Genomic DNA, 18441 nt, shown 5'->3' on the forward strand with positions numbered 1-18441 from the left:
CGAAAGGGCCCGCCGTGGAGAAGTTCACCGTGCACACCGGTACAGCCGTCCCGTTGCGCCGCACCGACGTCGACACCGATCAGATCATCCCCGTCCGGTTCTGTGCGAGTACCCGCCGCACCGGGCACGCGGACGCGCTGTTCGCCGACTGGCGGGCCGAGTCCGGCTTCGTCCTGGACCGGCCCGAGCGGGCGGGTGCCAGCGTTCTGGTGGCCGGTCAGGACTTCGGGACGGGTTCATCGCGCGAGTACGCGGTATGGGCCCTGCAGGACTTCGGGTTCCGGGCCGTCGTCGCCCCTCGCTTCGGTGACATCTTCCGCGGCAACGCGCTGATGAACGGCCTGCTCACGGTGGTGGTGCCAGCGGGGGTGGTGGAGCGGCTGTGGGAGCTGACGGAGCGTGATCCGCGTGTCGGGGTCACGGTCGATCTGGAGCGCCAGGAGGTGCGGTGCGCCGGTCTCGTCCAGGCCTTCGACATCGACCCGGACGTGCGGCGCAGGCTACTGGGCGGCCTCGACGGGATCGCCGACACCCTGCGGTACGAGGCGGACATCGCCCGCTACGAGGCCGGGCGCCGGCCCGCGCTGCCGGTGACGCGCACTGCTGTGACGGTGGCGTCGTGAAGCTCAACCAGTGCGCGGCGTTCGTCGCGATCGCCGACACCGGCACCTTCACCAATGCCGCGCGTGCGCTGGGCGTCAGTCAGTCCGCCATCAGTCACGCCATCGCCGGTCTGGAGACCGAGCTGGGGGTGACGTTGATGGTGCGGGACCGCTCCGGTGTGGAGCTCACCGATGCCGGGCGTCGTGCCCTGGAGCCCGCGCGGGGCGTGGTGGCGCAGGCGGACCGGGTGCGGCGGGCGGTGCGCGGCACGGACACCGAACCCGAGGGTACCTTGCGGATCGGGACCAGTCAGAGCTTCGCGGCACGGCTGCTTCCGGCGTTGATGTCGGAGCTGCATGTGCGCTATCCGCGGCTGCGGATCGAGTTGCGGGAGGGCGGCGACGCGCAGATCGCCCAGTGGCTGCGCGGACGCGGTATCGATCTGGGCATCGTGTCGCTGCCGAAACGGGGTCTGGTCACGGCGCCTCTGTTGCAGGACGAGATGTTCGCGGTGCTGCCGGTGCACCATCCGCTGTCCCCTCAGCCGGAGTTGCGCATCAGCGAGCTGGCCGGGGAGCCGTTTTTGATGCCGGTCGGCGGGGTGGAGGCGATGGTGCGTGCCGCGTTCCGTACGGCCGGCCTCGAGCCCGAGGTCAGCCATCAGGTGCGAGACATCAACGCGCTGCTCGCGATGGTCGCCGCCGGGCTCGGTACGACGGTCATTCCCTGGCTGGCCCTGCCGCCGGCGCTGCCGGAGGTGCGGCTGGTGCCGCTGTCTCCGGCGGTTGTGCGGCATCTGGGCATCGGTATGCGTCCGGGTGCTCAGGAGTCCCCGGTGGTGGGGGCCTTCGTGCACGCGGCGCGGTCGCTGGCGCTGCGCAGCGACTGGAGGAGGCTTCCCGTTGCTGTGTAGCCGGGGTTCGCGTAGGCGGCGGCCTGCGGGCGGGGGGTCAGGTCACGAGGCGGGTCGGCGCGTGCCGGACGCCGAGCACGCTGCAGCCGGTCTCGGTGCGGACCTGGTGGACGCTGCCGGGCTGCTCGATGACGAGGTCGCCGGGGCGGTACCGGTCGCCGTTGTCGTTGAGGAGCTCCCCCTCCAGGACGAGGATCAGCTCGTAGCCGAGGTGTTCGTGCAGGTCGCCGTGGGCGCCGGGGGCCATGCGGGTGATCATCGCGGCGCCCGGGTCGGCGCCGTCGGTCAGGTAGAGGCGGTGCAGGTCGACGCCGGCGCGACCGGGTTCCTCCCAGCGCTCCCAGGGCAGGGTGTCCAGGCCGACGGGGTCGAAAATGTCGCGCAGGACGGTCACTTGGCGCTTCTGAGGCGAGGCGGTGGCGGCGGCGGGACGGGTGATGACGGACATCGGGGTGCTCGCTTTCCGGAGGCGGGGGCGGGACGTGGAGCGGGTGCGGGTTCGTCGTGCGCGTCAGCCGGTTCGGGCCGGCAGTGGGGGCGTGGGAGTCAGGGCGAGTGCGGTGATGTCCGCGGCGATGGCGTCCGCGTTCTGGACGAAGTCCGTCCAGAAGCCGGGTCTGCTGCTGCCGCCCTGCATGAACCAGCGGGTGTGCTCGGTGGGGATGCCGAGGACGTACAGGCCGCGGTCGGGGCGGCCGGTGTGGTCCACGGGATGGAAGGGGGCGCCGGTCACGGCGACGCCGCCGGTGTCGAAGCGGTCTCCGTGCGTGCCGTGGTTGACGTACGACGTCCAGATGCCCTCTTCGCGCAGGCTGCGGGTAAGGGGGTGGGGGTCCAGACGTATGTCGGGGGTGGGGACGCGGGCGTCGATGACGGTGTCCACGAGGATCTCGGAGCCGCTCACGTAGGGCGAGTGGACGCTGAAGCGTCCCGAGGGGTGCGGGCGCAAGCGGGTGTCGGGGCCGGCGACGCGCAGGACGCCGCAGCGCAGCAGGGCGTCGACCTGCCGCAGTCGCCTCCGTGGGGGCCCGGCGGCGAGGAAGGAGCTGCGGGGGACGTACCAGCCGAGGAACTCCTCGCGGTGCGAGAGGGGGGTCAGGCCGGCGAAGTCGACGAGGGAGCGGATCACGGCGCGGGAGTCGCGGATGACGTCGAGGGCGGCCTTGAGCGGATCGTCGACGTTGCCGGCGTCAGCGTGCGCCAGGTCCTCGGCGAGTGCGTCGGTCAGGGCCCGGGTGAACTCCTCGGGGCCGGTGAAGTGCCGGCCGGCGAAGGGGCGGGCCTGAGCGTCCAGGTCGATGCGGGGCTCGTCGCCGAGGCCGTATCCGGCGGCGACGGCTGGGACGTCGGGTACGCCGCTCTCCGCGGCGGCGACGACCTCCGCCTCGAACGCGGCGGCCTTCCCTGGTTCTCCGCGGGCGGTCAGTGCCGTGGCGTAGTAGACGAGTTCGACCTCGGCGTGCAGCCATGGCAGGGCGTCGTCGGCGAAGGAGAGCGTGCCGTGGCGGCCGCGGGCCAGGACCCGTTCGGTGGTGAACAGCACGTGGCGGTGGCGGTGGTCGTGGTGTTTCTGGTTGTGTCCGCGGGCGGGCAGCGGCATCCCGCTGCGGGAGCCGGCCACAAGGACGGGTTCGGTGCCGCTGGGCCGGTAGACGAGCCGGTCCCCGTCCTCGTCGTAGTGTCCGCCGCGGCCCTCGGTAAGCGCGGCCATCACGTCGTAGAAGGACAGGCCGAGTCCGAGGACGCCGACCGCCGACCCGGCGGGTATCTCGTCCAGGGGCATGTCGGCGGCGCTGTCGCCCGCGATGTGGCGCAGGCCGGGGTGGCGGGCGGCGTGGGCAGCGAGGCGGCGCTGGTTGCCGGTGAGTTCAGGAGTGGTGTGTCCGGTGGTCAGCACAACGCGGTGGGCGGTGAGGTGGGAGCCGCCCCGGAGCGTGAGCCGGTATCCGTCGCCGGTGCGCTGGAGCGCGTCCACGGATCCGTGGACGGGGATCAGCCGGACTCTTTCGGGAAGATTCTTTTCGATCGTGTCGAGAAGAAACCGCATATAGCGTCCGTGGAGGGCGCGCGGTGCGTAACTGTTGGGTCCCGGGTATTCCGGGTCGACGGAACTCCACCACTGGGCGAGCGAAGGGCCGGCGCCGGGTCTGGCGGGGCCGCCGTCGGGTTGACCGGAGAACGCGGAGACCTCGTCGGCGACCGTGTTCATCAGGAACCACCGTGGCTGGTCGGTGCGCCAGATGCGGCCGGTGCCGACCCGGTGGGAGTCGATGAGGTAGATGTCCGTGGCCTCGTGGACCGGGCCTTCGGCGAGGCGCACCGCCATGCGTTCGAGGACGGAGACTCCACGCGGACCACTGCCGACGATTGCCACCTTCATTTGTACCCCTTCCGGGAATCGGATTTCCGTCCTCTCGCATTCCGAAGGTAGGAGTTTCGACATCCGGGTTCAACACGGATTCATTGATTCATTGCATGAGTGTTTCTCATGCAATTTACGAGCGGAAGGAAAGAGAAGGAAATGAACTGGGCTGGGACACCGGAGCAGGGCCCGGGCGAGCGCCCCGCGCTGCTCGTACTGGACCTCATCAACGAGATCGTCCATCCGAACGGCAAGTACGCGGCCGAGGGTTACGGCGCGCAGGCGCGTGAGCGGGGTGTCCTGGTCCGGGCCGCCGACGCGGTTCGGCGGGCTCGCGCCGCGGACATACCGGTGATCTATGTCGTCGTCGGCTTCTCCCCGGGTTATCCGGAGTGGCCGGCCGGGTCCCCGATCTTCGAGAAGGCGAAGGACGACGGCCGTCTGATCCTGGGGTCGTGGGCGACGCAGGTGCACGACGCACTTGCGCCGCGGCCCGGGGAACCGGTGGTCGTCAAGCACCGCATCAGCCCGTTCCATGGCACGAACCTGGAGGTCGTGTTGCGTACGGCGGGCATCGACACGCTACTGCTCACCGGCGTCTCCACGGAGCTGGTGGTACTCGCCACCGCGCAGGCCGCCCATGACCGGGACTACGGCGTGCGGGTTCTCCAGGACGCGACGCTGGCGGGCGACGCCGAGATCCACGAAGCCGCGCTGAAGATCTTGTCCCGGATCTCGACGCTCACCACGGTCGCCGAGGCGCTGCCTGCCGCCCGGCCGGTCTCCGCCGCCGAGCGGCAGGGCCCTCAGTCATGAGCTCGCGGGTGATGAGGGCGCGAGCCGCGGCCCGTTTCCACGCCGTCGAGGAGTCGGCGACGTACGCGGTCTTCGACATGGTGGCGCGGATGCGCGCGCAGGGGCTGGAGGTGGTGGATCTGGGCGGCGGTGAACCGGACTTCGACACCGCAAGCCATGTCGTGGACGAGGCGGTGGGCGCGCTGCGCGACGGTTTCACGCACTACACGCCGAGCCGCGGGCTGCCCGCGCTGCTGCGAGCGGTCTCCGCGAAGCTCGCCAAGGACAACGGGGTCGTGGCGGACGCGGCCACCGACATCGTCGTCACCCCGTCGGCGAAGCACGCCCTGTTCGCCGCGCTGGTGACCGTGCTCGATCCCGGTGACGAGCTGCTCGTGCCGACGCCGAGCTGGGTCAGCTACACGCAGATGGCGCGGCTGATCGGCGCGCGGCCCGTGCAGGTCCCTCTCGACGGCGCGGACGGCTTCCGGATCACGGCGGAGCTGCTGGAGCGGCATGTCTCCCTGCGGACGAAGGCGCTGCTGGTCAACTCGCCGAACAATCCCACGGGCCGGTCGCTGAGCGCCGAGGAGGCGGCTGTGATCGCCCAGTTCGCACAGGAGCACGACGTCCTGCTGATCTCGGACGAGATCTACGAGAAGATCCTCTACGACGGCCGCCGCCACCTCAGCCTGGCGGCGCAGCCGGGCTGCGCCGAACGCACGATCACGGTGAACGGCTTCTCCAAGGGCCACGCGATGACCGGCTGGCGCCTGGGATACGCGGCCGGGCCCACCGATCTGATGGCGCAGCTTCTGAAGGTGCAGCAGCACACGGTGGGCTGCACGGCGTCGTTCGTCCAGCAGGGCGGGATCGCGGCGCTCACCGGCCCGCAGGAGCCGGTCGAGTGGATGACCGCACAGTACGCGGCCCGCCGGGATCTCGTCGTGGCCGGGCTGAACTCGCTGCCGGGGGTGTCCTGTTCGCTGCCCGACGGGGCGTTCTACGCCTTCGCCGACATACGCGGTACGGGGTTCGCGGACTCGGCGTCGTTCGCGCGGTGGCTGCTGCGGGAGGCGGGGGTGGCGGTGATGCCGGGTTCGGCGTTCGGGGCGGGCGGTGAGGGCTTCGTCCGGCTGTCGTTCGCGACGTCGCCAAAGGTGCTGCGGACGGCGCTGGACCGAATGGCGCGGGCGCTGGCTGGCCGGGGCTGACGGCCTGCGCGCAGGCTGCGGGTCACGTGGGCCGTCCGGGGGCGCGACGCCGGACGGCCAGGGCCAGCAGGGTGCCGGCGGCGAAGGCCGCCGCCGCGATGCCTGCCGACAGGCGCAGCCCCGAGGTGAAGTCGTCCGCGGCGGCGGCGAGGGTGCCGAACAGGGCCACGCCGACGGCGCTGCCGACCTGCCGGGCGACGTTGAAGACTGCGGAGGCGATGCCCGCGCCGGAGACGGGGGCGGTCTCGATGATGGCGGCGGTGGCGGCGAGGGCGGTCATGGTCTGGCCCAGCCCGGTGGCGATCAGGGCGAACAGCAGGACGGGGTAGGGGGTGTCGGGCCGGGCGGTCAGCCAGCCGAGGAAACCCACGGTGCCCAGGGCGAGCCCGCCGGCCATCGGAACATAGGGGCCGGTGCGGGCGGCCAGGCGGCTGAAGAGCGGGGCCGCGATGAGTCCCATGCACACCGACGGCAGCAGGGCGAGGCCGGTGGCCAGGACGGTGAAGCCGCGCTCCTGCTGGAAGTAGAGGGTGGTCAGGAAGAGCATGCCGTAGTAGCCGAGGCTGATCAGCAGGCCGATCGTGGCGGTCGCGGTGAAGGCGCCCGAGCGGAACAGGGACGGCGGCAGCAGTGGCGCACGCCGGCCGCGTCCGGCCCGTTCGCGTGCTTCCAGGGTGCGTTCGACGACTGCGAAGGCGGTCAGGCAGGCCGTGCCCGTGCCGAACGCAGCCACGACCAGCGGGGAGGTCCAGCCGTGTGAGCCGGCCTCGTTGAGGCCGCCGGCCAGGGCGACGAGGCCGACGATGCCGAGAATCTGGCCGGCCGGGTCCATGCGGCGGGCGGGCGTCTTGCGAGGGGTGTCTTGGATGTGGCGGAGGGTCAGGACGACGGCGAGCGCGGCGACCGGCAGGTTCAGCCAGAACACGGAGCGCCAGTCGAGCCCGGAGACGAGGAGGCCGCCCACCGCGGGCCCGGCGCCGAAGGCGATGGAGGCGACGGCGCCCCATACGGCGATGGCCCGGGCCCGCACCGCGCGGTCGGGGTAGGTGGCCTGGAGCAGCGCAAGCGAGGCGGGCACGAGCAGGGCGGCGCCGGCGCCCTGGGCGAGGCGTCCGGCGATCAGGGTGCCGGAGGTGCCGGCGAGGCCGCAGACCAGGGAGGCCGCGGTGAAGACGCCGAGCCCGGTGAGGAACATGCGGCGGTGGCCGAGCCGGTCGGCGAGGCCGCCGCCCAGCAGCAGCAGTCCGGCGAAGACGGTGCTGTAGCCGTCGACGATCCACTGAAGGGCGGAGGCCCCGGTGCCGAGGCCGGAGCGGATCTCGGGGACGGCGACGTTGACGACGGTGACATCCAGCATCACCAGGAAGTAGCCGAGGCTGAGGGCGATCAGCGGGGGCAGGGCGGGCCGGCCGGCCGGAGCGGGCGAGGGAGCGGCGGCCCCGGGCTGTGGGACGGTCCGCCCGTCTTGGGGGATGAGGTCGGTGGTGGTCATGGCACGAGCATCGACGCCGGATACTTCGTCACGAGGCGAAGTGTCGTTGTCGTACGGTGGTGTCATGCCGAACACCAGCCGCACCACAGGGACATCCGCCCGCGGCGCGGGCGCGTCGCGGCGCCCGGGCCCGGCATCCGGTGAACGCCCCGGTGAGCCGCTCAAGCACCAGACCGACATCGCCCGCGCCGCGGCCCTCATCGCCGATCCGTCGCGCGCCCGCATCCTGAAGTGCCTGGCTGACGGGCGCGCCCTGCCGGCGAGCGCGCTGGCCGGTGAGGCGGGGATCGGGGCCGCCACGGCCAGCGCGCACCTCGCCAAGCTCGTCGAGGGCAGGTTCGTCACCGTCGAGGCGCGGGGCCGGCACCGCTACTTCCGGCTGTTCGGGCCGGACGTGAGCGCCGCGCTGGAGGCGCTCGCGCTGATCGCCCCGCCGCTGGCCATCACGTCCCTGAAGCAGAGCAGCCGCACCAACGCCCTGCACCGCTCCCGAACCTGCTACGACCATCTGGCCGGGCGGCTCGGCGTCGCCCTGATGAAGTCGCTGCTCGACCACGGGGTACTCACCGGCCACGACGGCATCCACCGGCCCGCCGAGGCGGTATGGGACCGGCCGTCGTCCTACGGCCGCGACATCGTCTACGAACTCTGCGGTGAGGGCCCGTCGATCCTCGCCGAACTGGGCGTCGACACGGGCCGGTTGCCGCCGCGTCGCCCTGCGATCCGCTACTGCGTCGACTGGAGCGAGCACCAGCACCACCTCGCGGGCGGGCTCGGCGCAACGCTCAAGGCGCGTCTGTTCGACCTCGGCTGGGTGCGGTGGGGTGCCGCTCCGCGCGTGGTGCACCTGACGGACGAGGGCGCCGCCGGCCTGGAGCGGACTCTGGGGCTCGTGATCTCATGACCGGGCCGGCTTCCACTTCGGTGGAGGCGCGGTACGACATCGGCGGACGCGGTGGACGGGGCCTCCTCCGACGGCCGATGTGCGGCGGCTGGACGGCGGCGAGGCTCGGGGTATGGAACCCATCTACGTACTGTCCGGGCCGGAACGCGAGCAGCTGACCGCGGTGCTGCGCTCCGTGGCCAAGAGCCCGTACGAGGGCTACGAGGGCTTCTCGCGTGCCGTCGGCGACGTGATCGCGCGGGGCGAGGTGCCCGCCTTCTTCGCCGGTGTCTGTGCGCGCGTCCGCAACGACCGGGCGACGGGCGTCTCCGACGCGCACGTGCTGCGCAACTGCCCGCTGGACGAGGACATCCCGCTGCTGGACCTGGACGACCCGGTCGCGGACAAGCACGCGCGGAAGAAGACGTTCATCGGCGAGGCGTTCCTGGAGCTCTTCGCCCAGCTGGTGAGGACTCCGCTGCTGTCCTACGCAACCCGTTTCAACGGGGACTTCTTCACGGACGTCGTCGCCATCAACCGCTACAGCGGGATGCAGACGGGGTTCAGCGACAGCGAGCTGGTCTACCACAACGACCGCACGGCCCATCCCGTGCGGGCGGACTTCATCTCGCTGCTCGGCATGCACTGCCCCGAGGGGGAGTTCATTTACACGGGCTTCGTCGACGGGCGTGACCTGCTCGCGCATCTGACGGACGAGGAACAGCGACAGCTCAGGACGGCCCAGTTCGTCACGCCGTTCGACGTGTTCTCGCGGGACAACAACAAGGAGCTGTCCGTCTCCGAAGTCCATCCGATCCTGGAGAACCACCACAGCTTCCGCTACCTGGACACGTGCACGACGGCCGCCCCGGGCGCTCCCGAGTCCGCGAAGGATGCGCTGCTGGCGCTGAAGGACGCGCTGGTGCGGGCCGACAAGACCCGTCACCGCATCCGAACCGGTGACCTGTTCGTCTTCGCCAACCAGGACGGTCTGCACAGCCGCGACAAGATGGAGATCAATGATGCGGCGCGGGCGCGGCAGCGCTGGCTGTTGAAGACGTATGCCTTCCGCGACGAGGAGGCCGCCGAGCGGCACGCGGACCGCTGGCTGGACGGGGTGCGCGGACGCGTGGGCGACTGACGTCCCGGGCGCTTTGGTCCGCGTGGCGCGGTCACGACCAGGGTGGGCGGTCCTCGTCGAGCGCTTGGCGCATCAGCAGGACCGCCTCCAGGCGGTTGCGGACGGACAGTTTGGCCAGCGCGTGCGACACATGGCTCTTCACGGTCGCCGGGGTGACCTTCAGGTGCCGGGCCGCCTCGCGTGTGGACAGGCCCTCCGCGAGTACGGTGAGCACCTCGCGCTCGCGTTCGGTCAGAGAGCGCAGACGCAGGCCGACCGAGCGGTCGCCGCGCGGGGGCGCGGGAGCGGTCGTGGCCGCGCGGCCCGGTGGCGGGCACAGGCCCATCAGCTCCGGCGACACCACGACGTATCCGGCGGCCGCCGCCCGTACGGCGGCCGCGAGCCGGCCGATTGCGGGGTCCTTGACCAGTACTCCCGCGGAGCCCGCGGCCAGCGCGTCCCCGACGCTCCGCGCCGTCCACCGCGTGTCGAGGAGCAGGACGCGCACCCCCTTGTGCACCAGGTCGGGTACGAGGGAGGCCGGCCGGGGCCGGAAGGCGTCGGCGAGCACGACGACGTCGACGCCGTCCAGGGGCCAGCGGTGCAGCGGCCGGCCGCTGTCGATGGTGCCCAGCACCCTGATCCGGTCGGCTCCGTCCAGTGCCCCCGCCAGGACGTGCCGGGACACCGGGTCGGCGTCGGCGAGCAGGACACTGACGTCGGAGGCCTCCGGCTCGTACAGCAGGACGCGGCCGTTCTCGGTGCTGCGTACGGTCATCTCCACGTGCTGTCTCCTTATCTCCCTCGGCAGCGTGCACCGCAGACGGGCGGACCGGGGCCGGCGTTCGACCGGCCCCGGTCCGGGCGTTGCTCAGGCGGCGGCGGGCTGGCGTGCCGTCAGTTCGCGGGCCAGGCGGGCCTTGACGACGGAGATGTCCTCGCAGTCGCCACCGGTGCGCTCGGCGATGTGCGCCCGGTAGAGCCCCGCCAGGTCCTCTTCGCTCACGGCGATCCCCAGCTCGTCGAGGATGTGCCGCAGCACGGCCCGGCCCGAGTGCCGTCCGATCAGCAGGGAGCGCTCACGGCCGAAGCGGGCGGGCTCGACGTATTCGTACGTCGCCGGGTTGCGCAGCATGCCCTGCTGGTGGATGCCAGCCGCCGTACCGAAGGCGTAGGTGCCGAAGATCGCCTTGTTGCGGGGCTCCTCCAGTCCGATCGCCGCGCGCAGCGCGGTGTAGGCCTGGTACATCCCGGCCACGTCGATGTCGGTGTGCAGGCCGAGCAGGGTGCCCTTGTAGGTCAGCAGCGCGACCACTTCCTCGAGCGGGGTGTTGCCCGCGCGTTCACCGACGCCGCCGAGCGTGACCTGCACCTCGTCGGCACCGGCCGCCAGGCCCGCGACGGCGTTGGCGAGGGAGAGCCCGAAGTCGTCGTGGCAGTGGGTGGCGACGCGGACGCCGTCGGGGAGCCAGGAGCGGAACTCGGTGATCAGCGCCCCGTACTCCTGGGGGAGGTGGCATCCGGAGGTGTCGGCGACGGCGAAGCACACGGCCCCCGCCTCGACGGCGCCCAGGGCGATGTCGCGCAGCAGGTCGCGTTCGCCGCGGCTGGCGTCCTCGATGCCGACGGACACCTCCTCGACGCCGAGGGCGTAGGCGTAGGCGACGGTGTCGGCGACCTCGTGGACGGCCTGGTCGCGGCTGATGCCCCGTTTGTGGGCGAGGTGCAGGTCGCTGCCAGTGGCCATGATCTGCACCTGGTGGCGCTCGGTGCCGCCCGCCTCGACGGCCGTGTCCACGTCGGACCGTACGGCCCGGCAGAACGTGGTGAACCGCGCGGAGGTCAGGTTCCGGGAAATGAGCCGGGTGGCCTGGAACTCACTGGGCGAAGAGGCCGGGAACCCGGATTCGATGTAATCGACTCCGAGTGCTTCTATGCGCAGCGCGATATCTAGTTTCTGGCGCGGGGTCATCGCGTTTCCGGGTGCCTGCTCGCCGTCTCGAAGGGTGGTGTCGAAAATAGACACCCGGCGTGATTCCCTTTTCACTGACATCGTGTCCCCTATCTCGCCCGATGCTGCTCGCGCAGCGCAACACCGGTGAGGCTAGGTGGAGTCGATACTGTTGGGGGCCGGTTGCGCTGGCCTCTGGGGGCCATGACCCGTATGAGTCGCGCAGGCCGCCCAGAAATCACCGGAACGGTGGCCGTGGCCGGTTCGGGCCACGTCACTTCTAGGTCAGCTCCACCGCTTGCCGTGGGGTGGAGGTGGAATGCGAAAGTTTTGCCGAAGGCGCTGTAGCGCGTCCGGACTTCTCGAATGAAGGGTCATCCCTGATGCGTACTTCCACCGAACCGACTGCCGGGGTCATCCGTTGGCTCAGTGACGATGACGATCTGATCTGGGGTTGAGGAGCGGGCCGAGAGGGCCTACCCCCACAGCGAAGGGGAGGGCGGGACCAGCATCCCGCCCTCCCCTTCCAGTGAGGGAGCACCGGGTCCGGAGGCGTCCAGCCACCGCGGCAGGGTGACGTGGTCGGCGCCCGGCGCGGCGTGCAGCGCGGGCGCGCAGGACAGGGCGGTCGCAGGGGGCGAGTCGAGCAGCACCGCAAGACCCCGCTGACCGGCCTGTTCCATGATGCCCAGGGCCGCCGTCAGGCCTCCCACGGCGTCGAGTGAGAGGTTGATGCCGTCGTAGCGGTCGCCGAGGCGCCCCAGGTCGGCGCTTTCCCCATAGGTCAGGTCCGTGATGATCGGGAAGGGGCGGGGCAGTGCGGCAAGAACCGCGGACTGGGCCTGCGGCAGCGGCTGTTCGAGCATCCGTACACCGTGGGCGTGAAGGATCGGCAGCATCACGTGGAGCCGGTCGGCGTCCCAGGCCCCGTCGACGTCGACCATCAGCCAGGCGTCGGGCCGCAGCCGGCGTACGGCCGTCAGCCGGGCAAGGTCGTCGGCGAGGTCGCCCACGCCGAGCTTCAGCTTGAGGGAGGCGAAGTCCTCACCATCCTTCAGCTCCTGCTCCAGCAGATCGGCCGCCACCGGGGAAACCGTGCGGATGGCGGGCACCGGCCGTGGCGGCGGCATGCCCAGCAGCTCCCACGCGCGCTGTCCGCTGCGCTTGGCGAGCAGGTCCCACAGGGCGGAGTCGAGAGCACTGCGCAGGGGGCCCGGCGACAGCAGCCCGGGCAGTTGGACAGGGCTGATCATCCGCTCCAGGCCGTCCCTGGCGGAGGCGAACTCGTCGCGCAGAACATCCGGTCCGTGGGCCTCCAGGGAGGGCTGGAGGGCCGCCTCGCCTTGTCCGGTGCTGCCCGCGTTGCGCACAGTCACCCGCAGTACGGCCCACCCCCCCGCGCCCGGCACGGCACCCGCGGGGGACAGCCGGGCGGGCAGGACGGCACACCGGACCTGCATCGGAGTGCCCGTCAGGGATCGGAGAAGGGCGGGGTCGAACACGAGGGCTCCTGACTCGCGGGCGTTCATCCGGAACCCCATCGTGCGAGCGGCGGAGGTGGGCCGCCAGATCGCAGGCGCGGCACCCTGCGGCGTGGCCGGTAGCGGACAGGGCGGCCTGGGCAGGCGGCAGAGCCGCGCGGCGGGGCGCGGTCGGCACAGGAGCGAGCGGGATGGGGCGCTGCACCAGGCGAATGGAGGTCGGCCCCTGCCGGGGTGGGCGTGCCTAGTCGAGGAGTCCCGTCCTCGCCGCCGTGACGCCTGCCTGGAAGCGGCTCTCCACGCCGAGCTGGCCCATCAGGTCGGCCATCACACGACGCAACGTCCTTACGGAGACGCCGAGTTCACGGGCAATGGACTCATCCTTACGTCCGGTGGACATCAGCCGCAGTACGCACAGCTGCTGAGAGGTGAGCCCGGGTTCCTCGCTGGTGCCGGTGTTCTCCAGGGGCACCGAGGAGGCCCAGCACATCTCGAAGACCTTGACCAGCAGGGCGGTAACAGCCTCGCCGCGCAGCACCATCATGGCGTTGCTGGCGTTGGTGTGGAGCGCGGGCACCAGGGCCTGCACCCGGTCGACCAGGATGAAGCGGAACGGCACGATGTTGGCGATCCGAACCTGGGCGCCAGCGGAGCGCAGTTCCTGCAGATGGGTCATCGAGTGGACGATGCGGGTCATCGGCCGCAGGTGGATGCTGCGCATGGCCACACCGCGCTCCAGGACCTGCACGTCGCGCCGCAGCCCCTCGGCGAGCACCTCCGACGGCCGGACGGGACCGGGGTGCATGCTGAGGATCTCCGAGGTCGCGATGTCGGCGGTGTCGCCGAGCACTCGTGCGATCCGGTCGGCGCCGGTGATCACTTCATCGCTGAGCGTGCTGCTGCGGGCGGTGTACAACGGCAGGAACACCTCACGCATCGCGTGGATCTGCTCGCGGGTGCGGCGGATCTGGTCGGTCAGGCGGGCGGTGGCCTCCTCCTCGGCGGTGAGCAGCCGCAGCAGCGCGGCCTCGGGGGCAGTGGCCTTGGCGGTCGGTTCGCCGTCGGACGACTCGACGAGCAGGCCCAGGCCGATTAGTTGCCGGCGGGCGTGCTCGATCTCGTCGACGGTGGTGTCCAGTTGCTCGCAGGCGCTGCGGACGGTCCAGTCGCTGCGGGCCGAGGCGTACTGGAAGAGTCTCAGGGCCTGCGGCCCGATGCTCGGTGCGCTCATGTCCGTCTGCTGCCTTCCTACAACGGATGTACTGGGGCTGGGGATGCCGATGGCGGGTCGTCGTCTCTACTCTTCGCCAACAAAAAACCCTCCAGAAGGTATGTTCTTCTTTCGTGTCCGACCCGGCCGGCTATCAGCCGACCGGGGAGGGGACGATTCAGCTCACTTGCAGCAGCGCACTCCGCTCGAAGCGCGGACCAGTTCGGGTACCGAGGAAGTGCCAGCCCTGGACGATTCCCCGGGCAGTGAGGACCGGGTCGTCGCCGACCACCACGCGATGCCCCACCAGGGACAGCATCGGCAGATCGCTCTCGTGGTCGCCGTAGGCCCAGCAGTCCCGCGCACGGACGCCGAGACAGCGGATGAAGGCCGCCGCGGCATCCTGCTTGGCCGCCCCGATCACCGGTCGGCGGACCTCACCGGTCAGCACCCCGGCAGCGTCGGAGAGCTGCTTGGTGGCCAGCACATGGCGCACGCCGAGGTCCTCGGCGACCGGCCGGACCAGAGCCACCCCCGAGCCGGTCACGAGGGCCACCTCGTCACCCTCGCTCTGGTGGCGGCGCAGGGCTTCCAGGGTCTCGGTCAGATAGGCGTGCGGACCGCTCCTGAACTGCGCGTACCACTGGCGGGCCGCCTCGTCGAACGAGGAGCGGCGCACCCCGGCGAAATGCGCGAAGTAGGCGCGGTTCAAGGTCTCCCGGTCGGCTCCGGCGGTACGCAGAACACCCAGTGCCCGGCCCTCCCCCACGAGCCGCGCGGCATGCGCGTGCCAGAAGCCGACCATGCTCTTGCCCGCGAGCAGGGTCTCGTCCACATCGAAGAAGGCGATGCGCCGGGTCATCAGGTCTCCTCCACGGCTCGCGCAGCCAGCAGAGCGTCGGCGTAACTCGCCGCCGCCGAGCTGAAGTTGAGGGTGCCGTGGGTGCGTGCCGCGGTGATGTCGCGCCAGCGGCGCTGGAGTGCGTCGCCCTCGTCCAGCACGCGCAGCCCCGCCGTACGGAAGAGCTCGTCGGAGGCCGTGCCGCACAGCTCCACGGCGACGGCGACGTCACGCTGGTTCTCGGCGACGAGCACGGGCGTCACGGGCGCGTGGTCGGCGCGCTGCGCGACCCGCTCAAGGAGCAGTCGCGCGGCCTGGATGTGCGCCGACGCCCGGGCCAGCACCAGCGGCTGGACGGCAGTGCCGCCGTCGGGGCGCGCGCGCTGGACCTGCGTCTCCCACCAGGTGCGCAGCGCCCCCTCGGCGGATCCGAGCACCGGCGCCGCGAAGATGAGGGCGGCCACCAGGGAGAACGGCACGGTGTGGCAGCGGGCGGCGTGCGGCTGGACGCGCCCGAGGTCGCGCAGCGTGAAAGTGAGGTGGTCGGGGACCAGGACGTCTCCCTCTACCGTGTTACTGCCGGTGCCGCGCAGTCCCACGGGGCGCCAGGTGTGCAGCACCTTCACGGCCTGGCGCCGCACGGCGAAGATCCGGTGTTCCCGCGCCTCGCCCGCCGGGTCACCGTCTTGCGCCGCCCAGGAGGCGAGCAGGATCCACTCGGCCTGGTCGACACCGCTGGCCGTGGCCCACCTACCGGTCAGCCGCCAGCCGCCGTCCGCGCGGACGGCGCTGCCCTGCGGCGGCACGACGGACGCGGCCACGCGCACGTCGGGACCCTCGCCCCAGATCTCCCGCTGCCCAGCCTCGGGCAGATAGCCGACGAGTCTGCCGTGTGCGGCGTACAGCGCGGCGCACCAGGCGGTGGACGCGCAGGTCTCGGCCAGTTCGGAGACTGCGTCCAGGAGTGCGGTGAAGGTGCCGGCGCCGCCGTTCCAGCGCTCGGGCACGAAGTGCCGGGCGAATCCGTTCTCGACCAGGGAGTCGGCCAGCCGGTCGGTGAGCCGGCACGTCTCGTCCAGGGCGATGCGGTCCTCACGGGCGATGTCCAGCGTCTTGCCCAGGTCACTCAGCACGCGACAGCACCGGACCCGGCGAGGAGGCTGCCGAGCGGGGAGGCGGCGCCGGCGGCCAGCGCCGTGGCCAGGGTGCGCGTGCCCTGGCGGGCCGCAAGCAGGTAGGTGCCGGCGTCCACGGGCTCAGCGGTGATGGTGACGGGCTGCCCGAGCTCGCCGAACGAGAGGAACGACGTCTGCAGGGAGTTGATGGCCCAGGCGCCCGGGGCGTCCTGGGCGGCGCGGACGAGGACGGCCTGCCGGAACCCCTCGACGATCACCATCCCCGGGACGTGGTCACTGCCGTGGTCGAAGAGGGCGGGGTGCCCGGTGTCGGGTCTGAGCTGCCATCCGGCCGACGCGTCACCCAGGCTCGCGAGCAGCACGGCGTCGCCGCGGTCGCGGCCGACGGCGGCCGGCGACAGGACGCGGGCCTCGACGGTGAGGTCGGTGACATCGAAGGGGGCCGCCGCGGCGGCGCTGCGGCTGCGCACGAGGGCGTACTGCGCGGGCGGGAGTGCGTCCCAGCGCATGCTCGCGTGGCCCACCGTGCGGCCGTCGACAAGGAGGTCCGCCTCGGACGTCAAACGGAAGCGGCGCGGGCTGCCGGGCACGCGGCGCAAGGCGACGTCGAAGAAGACGTCGGCCCCGTCGCCGCTGTCGCGCAGCGGCGCGTCGAGGTGGAAGTCGAAGCCGTGCAGGACGAACGCGTGGTCCGCCGGGACACCGTGGAAGCGGTGCGAGAGGCAGATCCCCGCCTGCCGCATCGTCTCGACGATGACCAGGGAGTCCCGGGTCCCGTCGGCGGCGCGGTGGTGCAGGAGATGGTCGTGCGGCCAGCGCGCCCAGACGGCGAAGCGATCCTCGCCCAGCGGGCGAGCGGCCGATAACAGGACTTCACGGTCCGCGGTCTTGTGTACCAGAGCACGCGGAACATGCGCATCGGCACAGCGCCTGGCGGTCGTGTCGCCGGGCACTATGTCGGTGTCAGACATGATTATCCCCCTCCGGAAGCGGCTATACCGCAAAAGCAGTGACCTTGCGTGGTGGTTGGTCACCGGCTGTTCCGTGAAAAATATACCTCCGGGAAGGTATATTGCAATGGGGGGTAGCTGGGACCGAACGTGAGCGGAGACATCGTGGAACTGAAGAAGAACCGGGCCACCTTCCCGGTACCCGAGCGCACCGCGGGCAGCATCGCCCTTCACGGCCGCAGCCCGGAGTTGCAGCAGGAGCGGGCCGCGCACACTCGGATGCAGATCCTGGACGCGGCCGCACAGCTCTTCGACGAGCGCGGGTACGGCAAGACGTCCGTCAAGGACGTCGCCGACCACGTGGGGATGACCAAGGGCGCGGTCTACTTCCACTACCCCTCCAAGGAAGCGCTCACGGTCGCGGTCGTCGAGGCGCACTACAACCGCTGGCCCGCGCTCCTGGAAGCCGTCCAGGCCAAGGGGCTCGGCCCGTTGGACACCGTGAGGGAACTGCTCGACCAGACCGCGGAGGCCTTCCAGAACGACGTGGTCGTACAGGGCGGGGCGCGGTTGCAGATGGAGCAGCCACTGCCGGAGGGCCTGTTGCCGCAGCCGTACGTCGGCTGGATCAGCCTGCTGGAGGAGCTGCTGGTGGAGGCTGCGGAGGCCGGGGAACTGCGCGAGGGGATCTCGCCCGCCGCGGCGGCCCACACGCTGGTCTCCACGTTCTTCGGCGCCCAGCACATCTCCGCGCGACTCAGCCGTCGCGCTGACCTCGTGCAGCGCTGGACCGAGGCCCGGGACCTGCTTTTCGCGGCCTTGCGGGCGTAGGACCGCGCGGCCCTTCCCCTCCCGGGAAAGGGCCGTTCGGGGCCGATGGCGGGATCAACGGCGGTGCAGGTACAACCCCTCGTGAACGCCGGCCGCACAACCACACTCTGTCCATCCCACGCAGGATTTGGCACGGAAACATGGACTGTGTTACCTGTTGCCCGCATTCCTGTGACTCTTGAATGCATCGCCCATTTATGCCGTGCATGCACGATGTTGACGCCCAGTCAGAGCAGGCGTCCTTGCGGGCGCTGGCCGGGACGCCCTGCCTCACCCTGCCGCGCACCAGGCCGGTGAGGCTGTCACCCGAAAGTGAGTAACACCCCCGCGCCGAGAACGAGCAGGCCGCCGCTGAAGATTCCGACCGAGGCTGCTAGCTCACGCACAGGCTCGACCGCCACCACCTCATAGCCGTGCCGTGCGAGTGCGGCCGCGTCGCATCCGGTGCCAGCGCTGACGTCCAACACCCTCGCCGGAGGCGACGGCAGCAGGGCACTCCCCCATACATCTCTTCAAAGGAGACGCTCCCTGTGTCGCGCCCCGCGAAGCCCGGCGCTGCGCGCGTAGCCGCCTGAACGACCACAGCACGCTGCCCCGCCCCGGACGCGCGCCCGGGCAGGAGGAGTTCTCGCCTGCATCGGCCATGCCTTCACGCTACG

17 protein-coding genes are annotated in these 18441 nt (G+C 71.3%); 7 read left to right on the top strand and 10 right to left on the bottom strand.

What is annotated here, in order from left to right:
- Positions 1-14 precede the first annotated feature (14 nt).
- Both leuD and ABT070_RS37130 read left to right on the top strand, forming a co-directional pair.
- A complete protein-coding gene (gene leuD / locus ABT070_RS37125) occupies positions 15-623 on the top strand; it encodes a 3-isopropylmalate dehydratase small subunit (protein WP_351767311.1) in 609 nt (202 codons plus the stop codon).
- Positions 620-1516, top strand: a complete 897-nt coding sequence (locus tag ABT070_RS37130; RefSeq protein ID WP_351767312.1) for a LysR family transcriptional regulator — start codon at positions 620-622, stop codon at positions 1514-1516. Before leuD ends, ABT070_RS37130 begins: the two co-directional genes overlap by 4 nt.
- Positions 1517-1553: 37 nt before the next feature.
- Here the strand turns inward: ABT070_RS37130 and ABT070_RS37135 are convergent, their stop codons facing one another.
- Together ABT070_RS37135 and ABT070_RS37140 are read right to left on the bottom strand one after the other, a co-directional pair.
- Positions 1554-1964 (bottom strand): cupin domain-containing protein, encoded by a 411-nt coding sequence (locus tag ABT070_RS37135; protein ID WP_351767313.1) that lies wholly within the window; start codon positions 1962-1964, stop codon positions 1554-1556.
- A gap of 63 nt (positions 1965-2027) precedes the next feature.
- Positions 2028-3896 carry an FAD/NAD(P)-binding protein gene (locus ABT070_RS37140; protein ID WP_351767314.1) on the bottom strand — a complete coding sequence of 623 codons (1869 nt, stop codon included), beginning with the start codon at positions 3894-3896 and terminating at the stop codon, positions 2028-2030.
- Between the two features lie 141 nt (positions 3897-4037).
- Here ABT070_RS37140 and ABT070_RS37145 point away from each other — a divergent pair, with 141 nt between their 5' ends.
- Together ABT070_RS37145 and ABT070_RS37150 are read left to right on the top strand one after the other, a co-directional pair.
- Positions 4038-4694: a cysteine hydrolase family protein gene (locus tag ABT070_RS37145; protein WP_351767315.1), complete on the top strand. Its 657-nt coding sequence runs from the start codon at positions 4038-4040 to the stop codon at positions 4692-4694.
- An 11-nt stretch (positions 4695-4705) separates the two neighbouring features.
- The gene (locus tag ABT070_RS37150; RefSeq protein WP_351767316.1) at positions 4706-5887 is read left to right on the top strand and encodes a pyridoxal phosphate-dependent aminotransferase; all 1182 of its coding nucleotides are present in this window, start codon (positions 4706-4708) and stop codon (positions 5885-5887) included.
- A 22-nt stretch (positions 5888-5909) separates the two neighbouring features.
- Here the strand turns inward: ABT070_RS37150 and ABT070_RS37155 are convergent, their stop codons facing one another.
- Complete coding sequence (locus ABT070_RS37155; RefSeq protein ID WP_351767317.1) at positions 5910-7379, bottom strand: MFS transporter; 1470 nt, start codon at positions 7377-7379, stop codon at positions 5910-5912.
- A gap of 64 nt (positions 7380-7443) precedes the next feature.
- Between ABT070_RS37155 and ABT070_RS37160 the strand changes: the two genes are divergently transcribed.
- The gene (locus ABT070_RS37160) at positions 7444-8283 is read left to right on the top strand and encodes an ArsR/SmtB family transcription factor (protein ID WP_351767318.1); all 840 of its coding nucleotides are present in this window, start codon (positions 7444-7446) and stop codon (positions 8281-8283) included.
- Between the two features lie 112 nt (positions 8284-8395).
- Positions 8396-9403 carry a TauD/TfdA family dioxygenase gene (locus tag ABT070_RS37165; RefSeq protein ID WP_351767319.1) on the top strand — a complete coding sequence of 336 codons (1008 nt, stop codon included), beginning with the start codon at positions 8396-8398 and terminating at the stop codon, positions 9401-9403.
- 31 nt (positions 9404-9434) lie between these two features.
- Here ABT070_RS37165 and ABT070_RS37170 read toward each other — a convergent pair whose 3' ends face one another.
- From ABT070_RS37170 to ABT070_RS37200, 7 genes are all read right to left on the bottom strand, one after another.
- On the bottom strand, positions 9435-10160 hold the full coding sequence (locus ABT070_RS37170) for a LuxR C-terminal-related transcriptional regulator (RefSeq protein ID WP_351767358.1): 726 nt from the start codon (positions 10158-10160) through the stop codon (positions 9435-9437).
- Positions 10161-10253: 93 nt separating this feature from the next.
- Complete coding sequence (locus ABT070_RS37175; RefSeq protein WP_351767320.1) at positions 10254-11408, bottom strand: LeuA family protein; 1155 nt, start codon at positions 11406-11408, stop codon at positions 10254-10256.
- A 401-nt stretch (positions 11409-11809) separates the two neighbouring features.
- Complete coding sequence (locus ABT070_RS37180; protein WP_351767321.1) at positions 11810-12835, bottom strand: enolase C-terminal domain-like protein; 1026 nt, start codon at positions 12833-12835, stop codon at positions 11810-11812.
- A 223-nt stretch (positions 12836-13058) separates the two neighbouring features.
- Positions 13059-14045 carry a helix-turn-helix transcriptional regulator gene (locus ABT070_RS37185; RefSeq protein ID WP_351767322.1) on the bottom strand — a complete coding sequence of 329 codons (987 nt, stop codon included), beginning with the start codon at positions 14043-14045 and terminating at the stop codon, positions 13059-13061.
- A 157-nt stretch (positions 14046-14202) separates the two neighbouring features.
- Positions 14203-14886 (bottom strand): HAD family hydrolase, encoded by a 684-nt coding sequence (locus tag ABT070_RS37190; RefSeq protein WP_351767323.1) that lies wholly within the window; start codon positions 14884-14886, stop codon positions 14203-14205.
- Positions 14886-15998 (bottom strand): acyl-CoA dehydrogenase family protein, encoded by a 1113-nt coding sequence (locus ABT070_RS37195; RefSeq protein ID WP_351767324.1) that lies wholly within the window; start codon positions 15996-15998, stop codon positions 14886-14888. The genes ABT070_RS37190 and ABT070_RS37195 overlap by 1 nt, the downstream gene beginning before the upstream one ends.
- Positions 15992-16972 (bottom strand): ScbA/BarX family gamma-butyrolactone biosynthesis protein, encoded by a 981-nt coding sequence (locus ABT070_RS37200; protein WP_351767325.1) that lies wholly within the window; start codon positions 16970-16972, stop codon positions 15992-15994. The genes ABT070_RS37195 and ABT070_RS37200 overlap by 7 nt, the downstream gene beginning before the upstream one ends.
- Before the next feature lie 129 nt (positions 16973-17101).
- Between ABT070_RS37200 and ABT070_RS37205 the strand changes: the two genes are divergently transcribed.
- Complete coding sequence (locus ABT070_RS37205; RefSeq protein ID WP_351767326.1) at positions 17102-17782, top strand: ScbR family autoregulator-binding transcription factor; 681 nt, start codon at positions 17102-17104, stop codon at positions 17780-17782.
- Positions 17783-18441: the final 659 nt, after the last annotated feature.

This window comes from Streptomyces sp. NPDC002884, from assembly GCF_040295245.1.
In the GTDB taxonomy this organism is placed as follows: Bacteria; Actinomycetota; Actinomycetes; order Streptomycetales; family Streptomycetaceae; genus Streptomyces.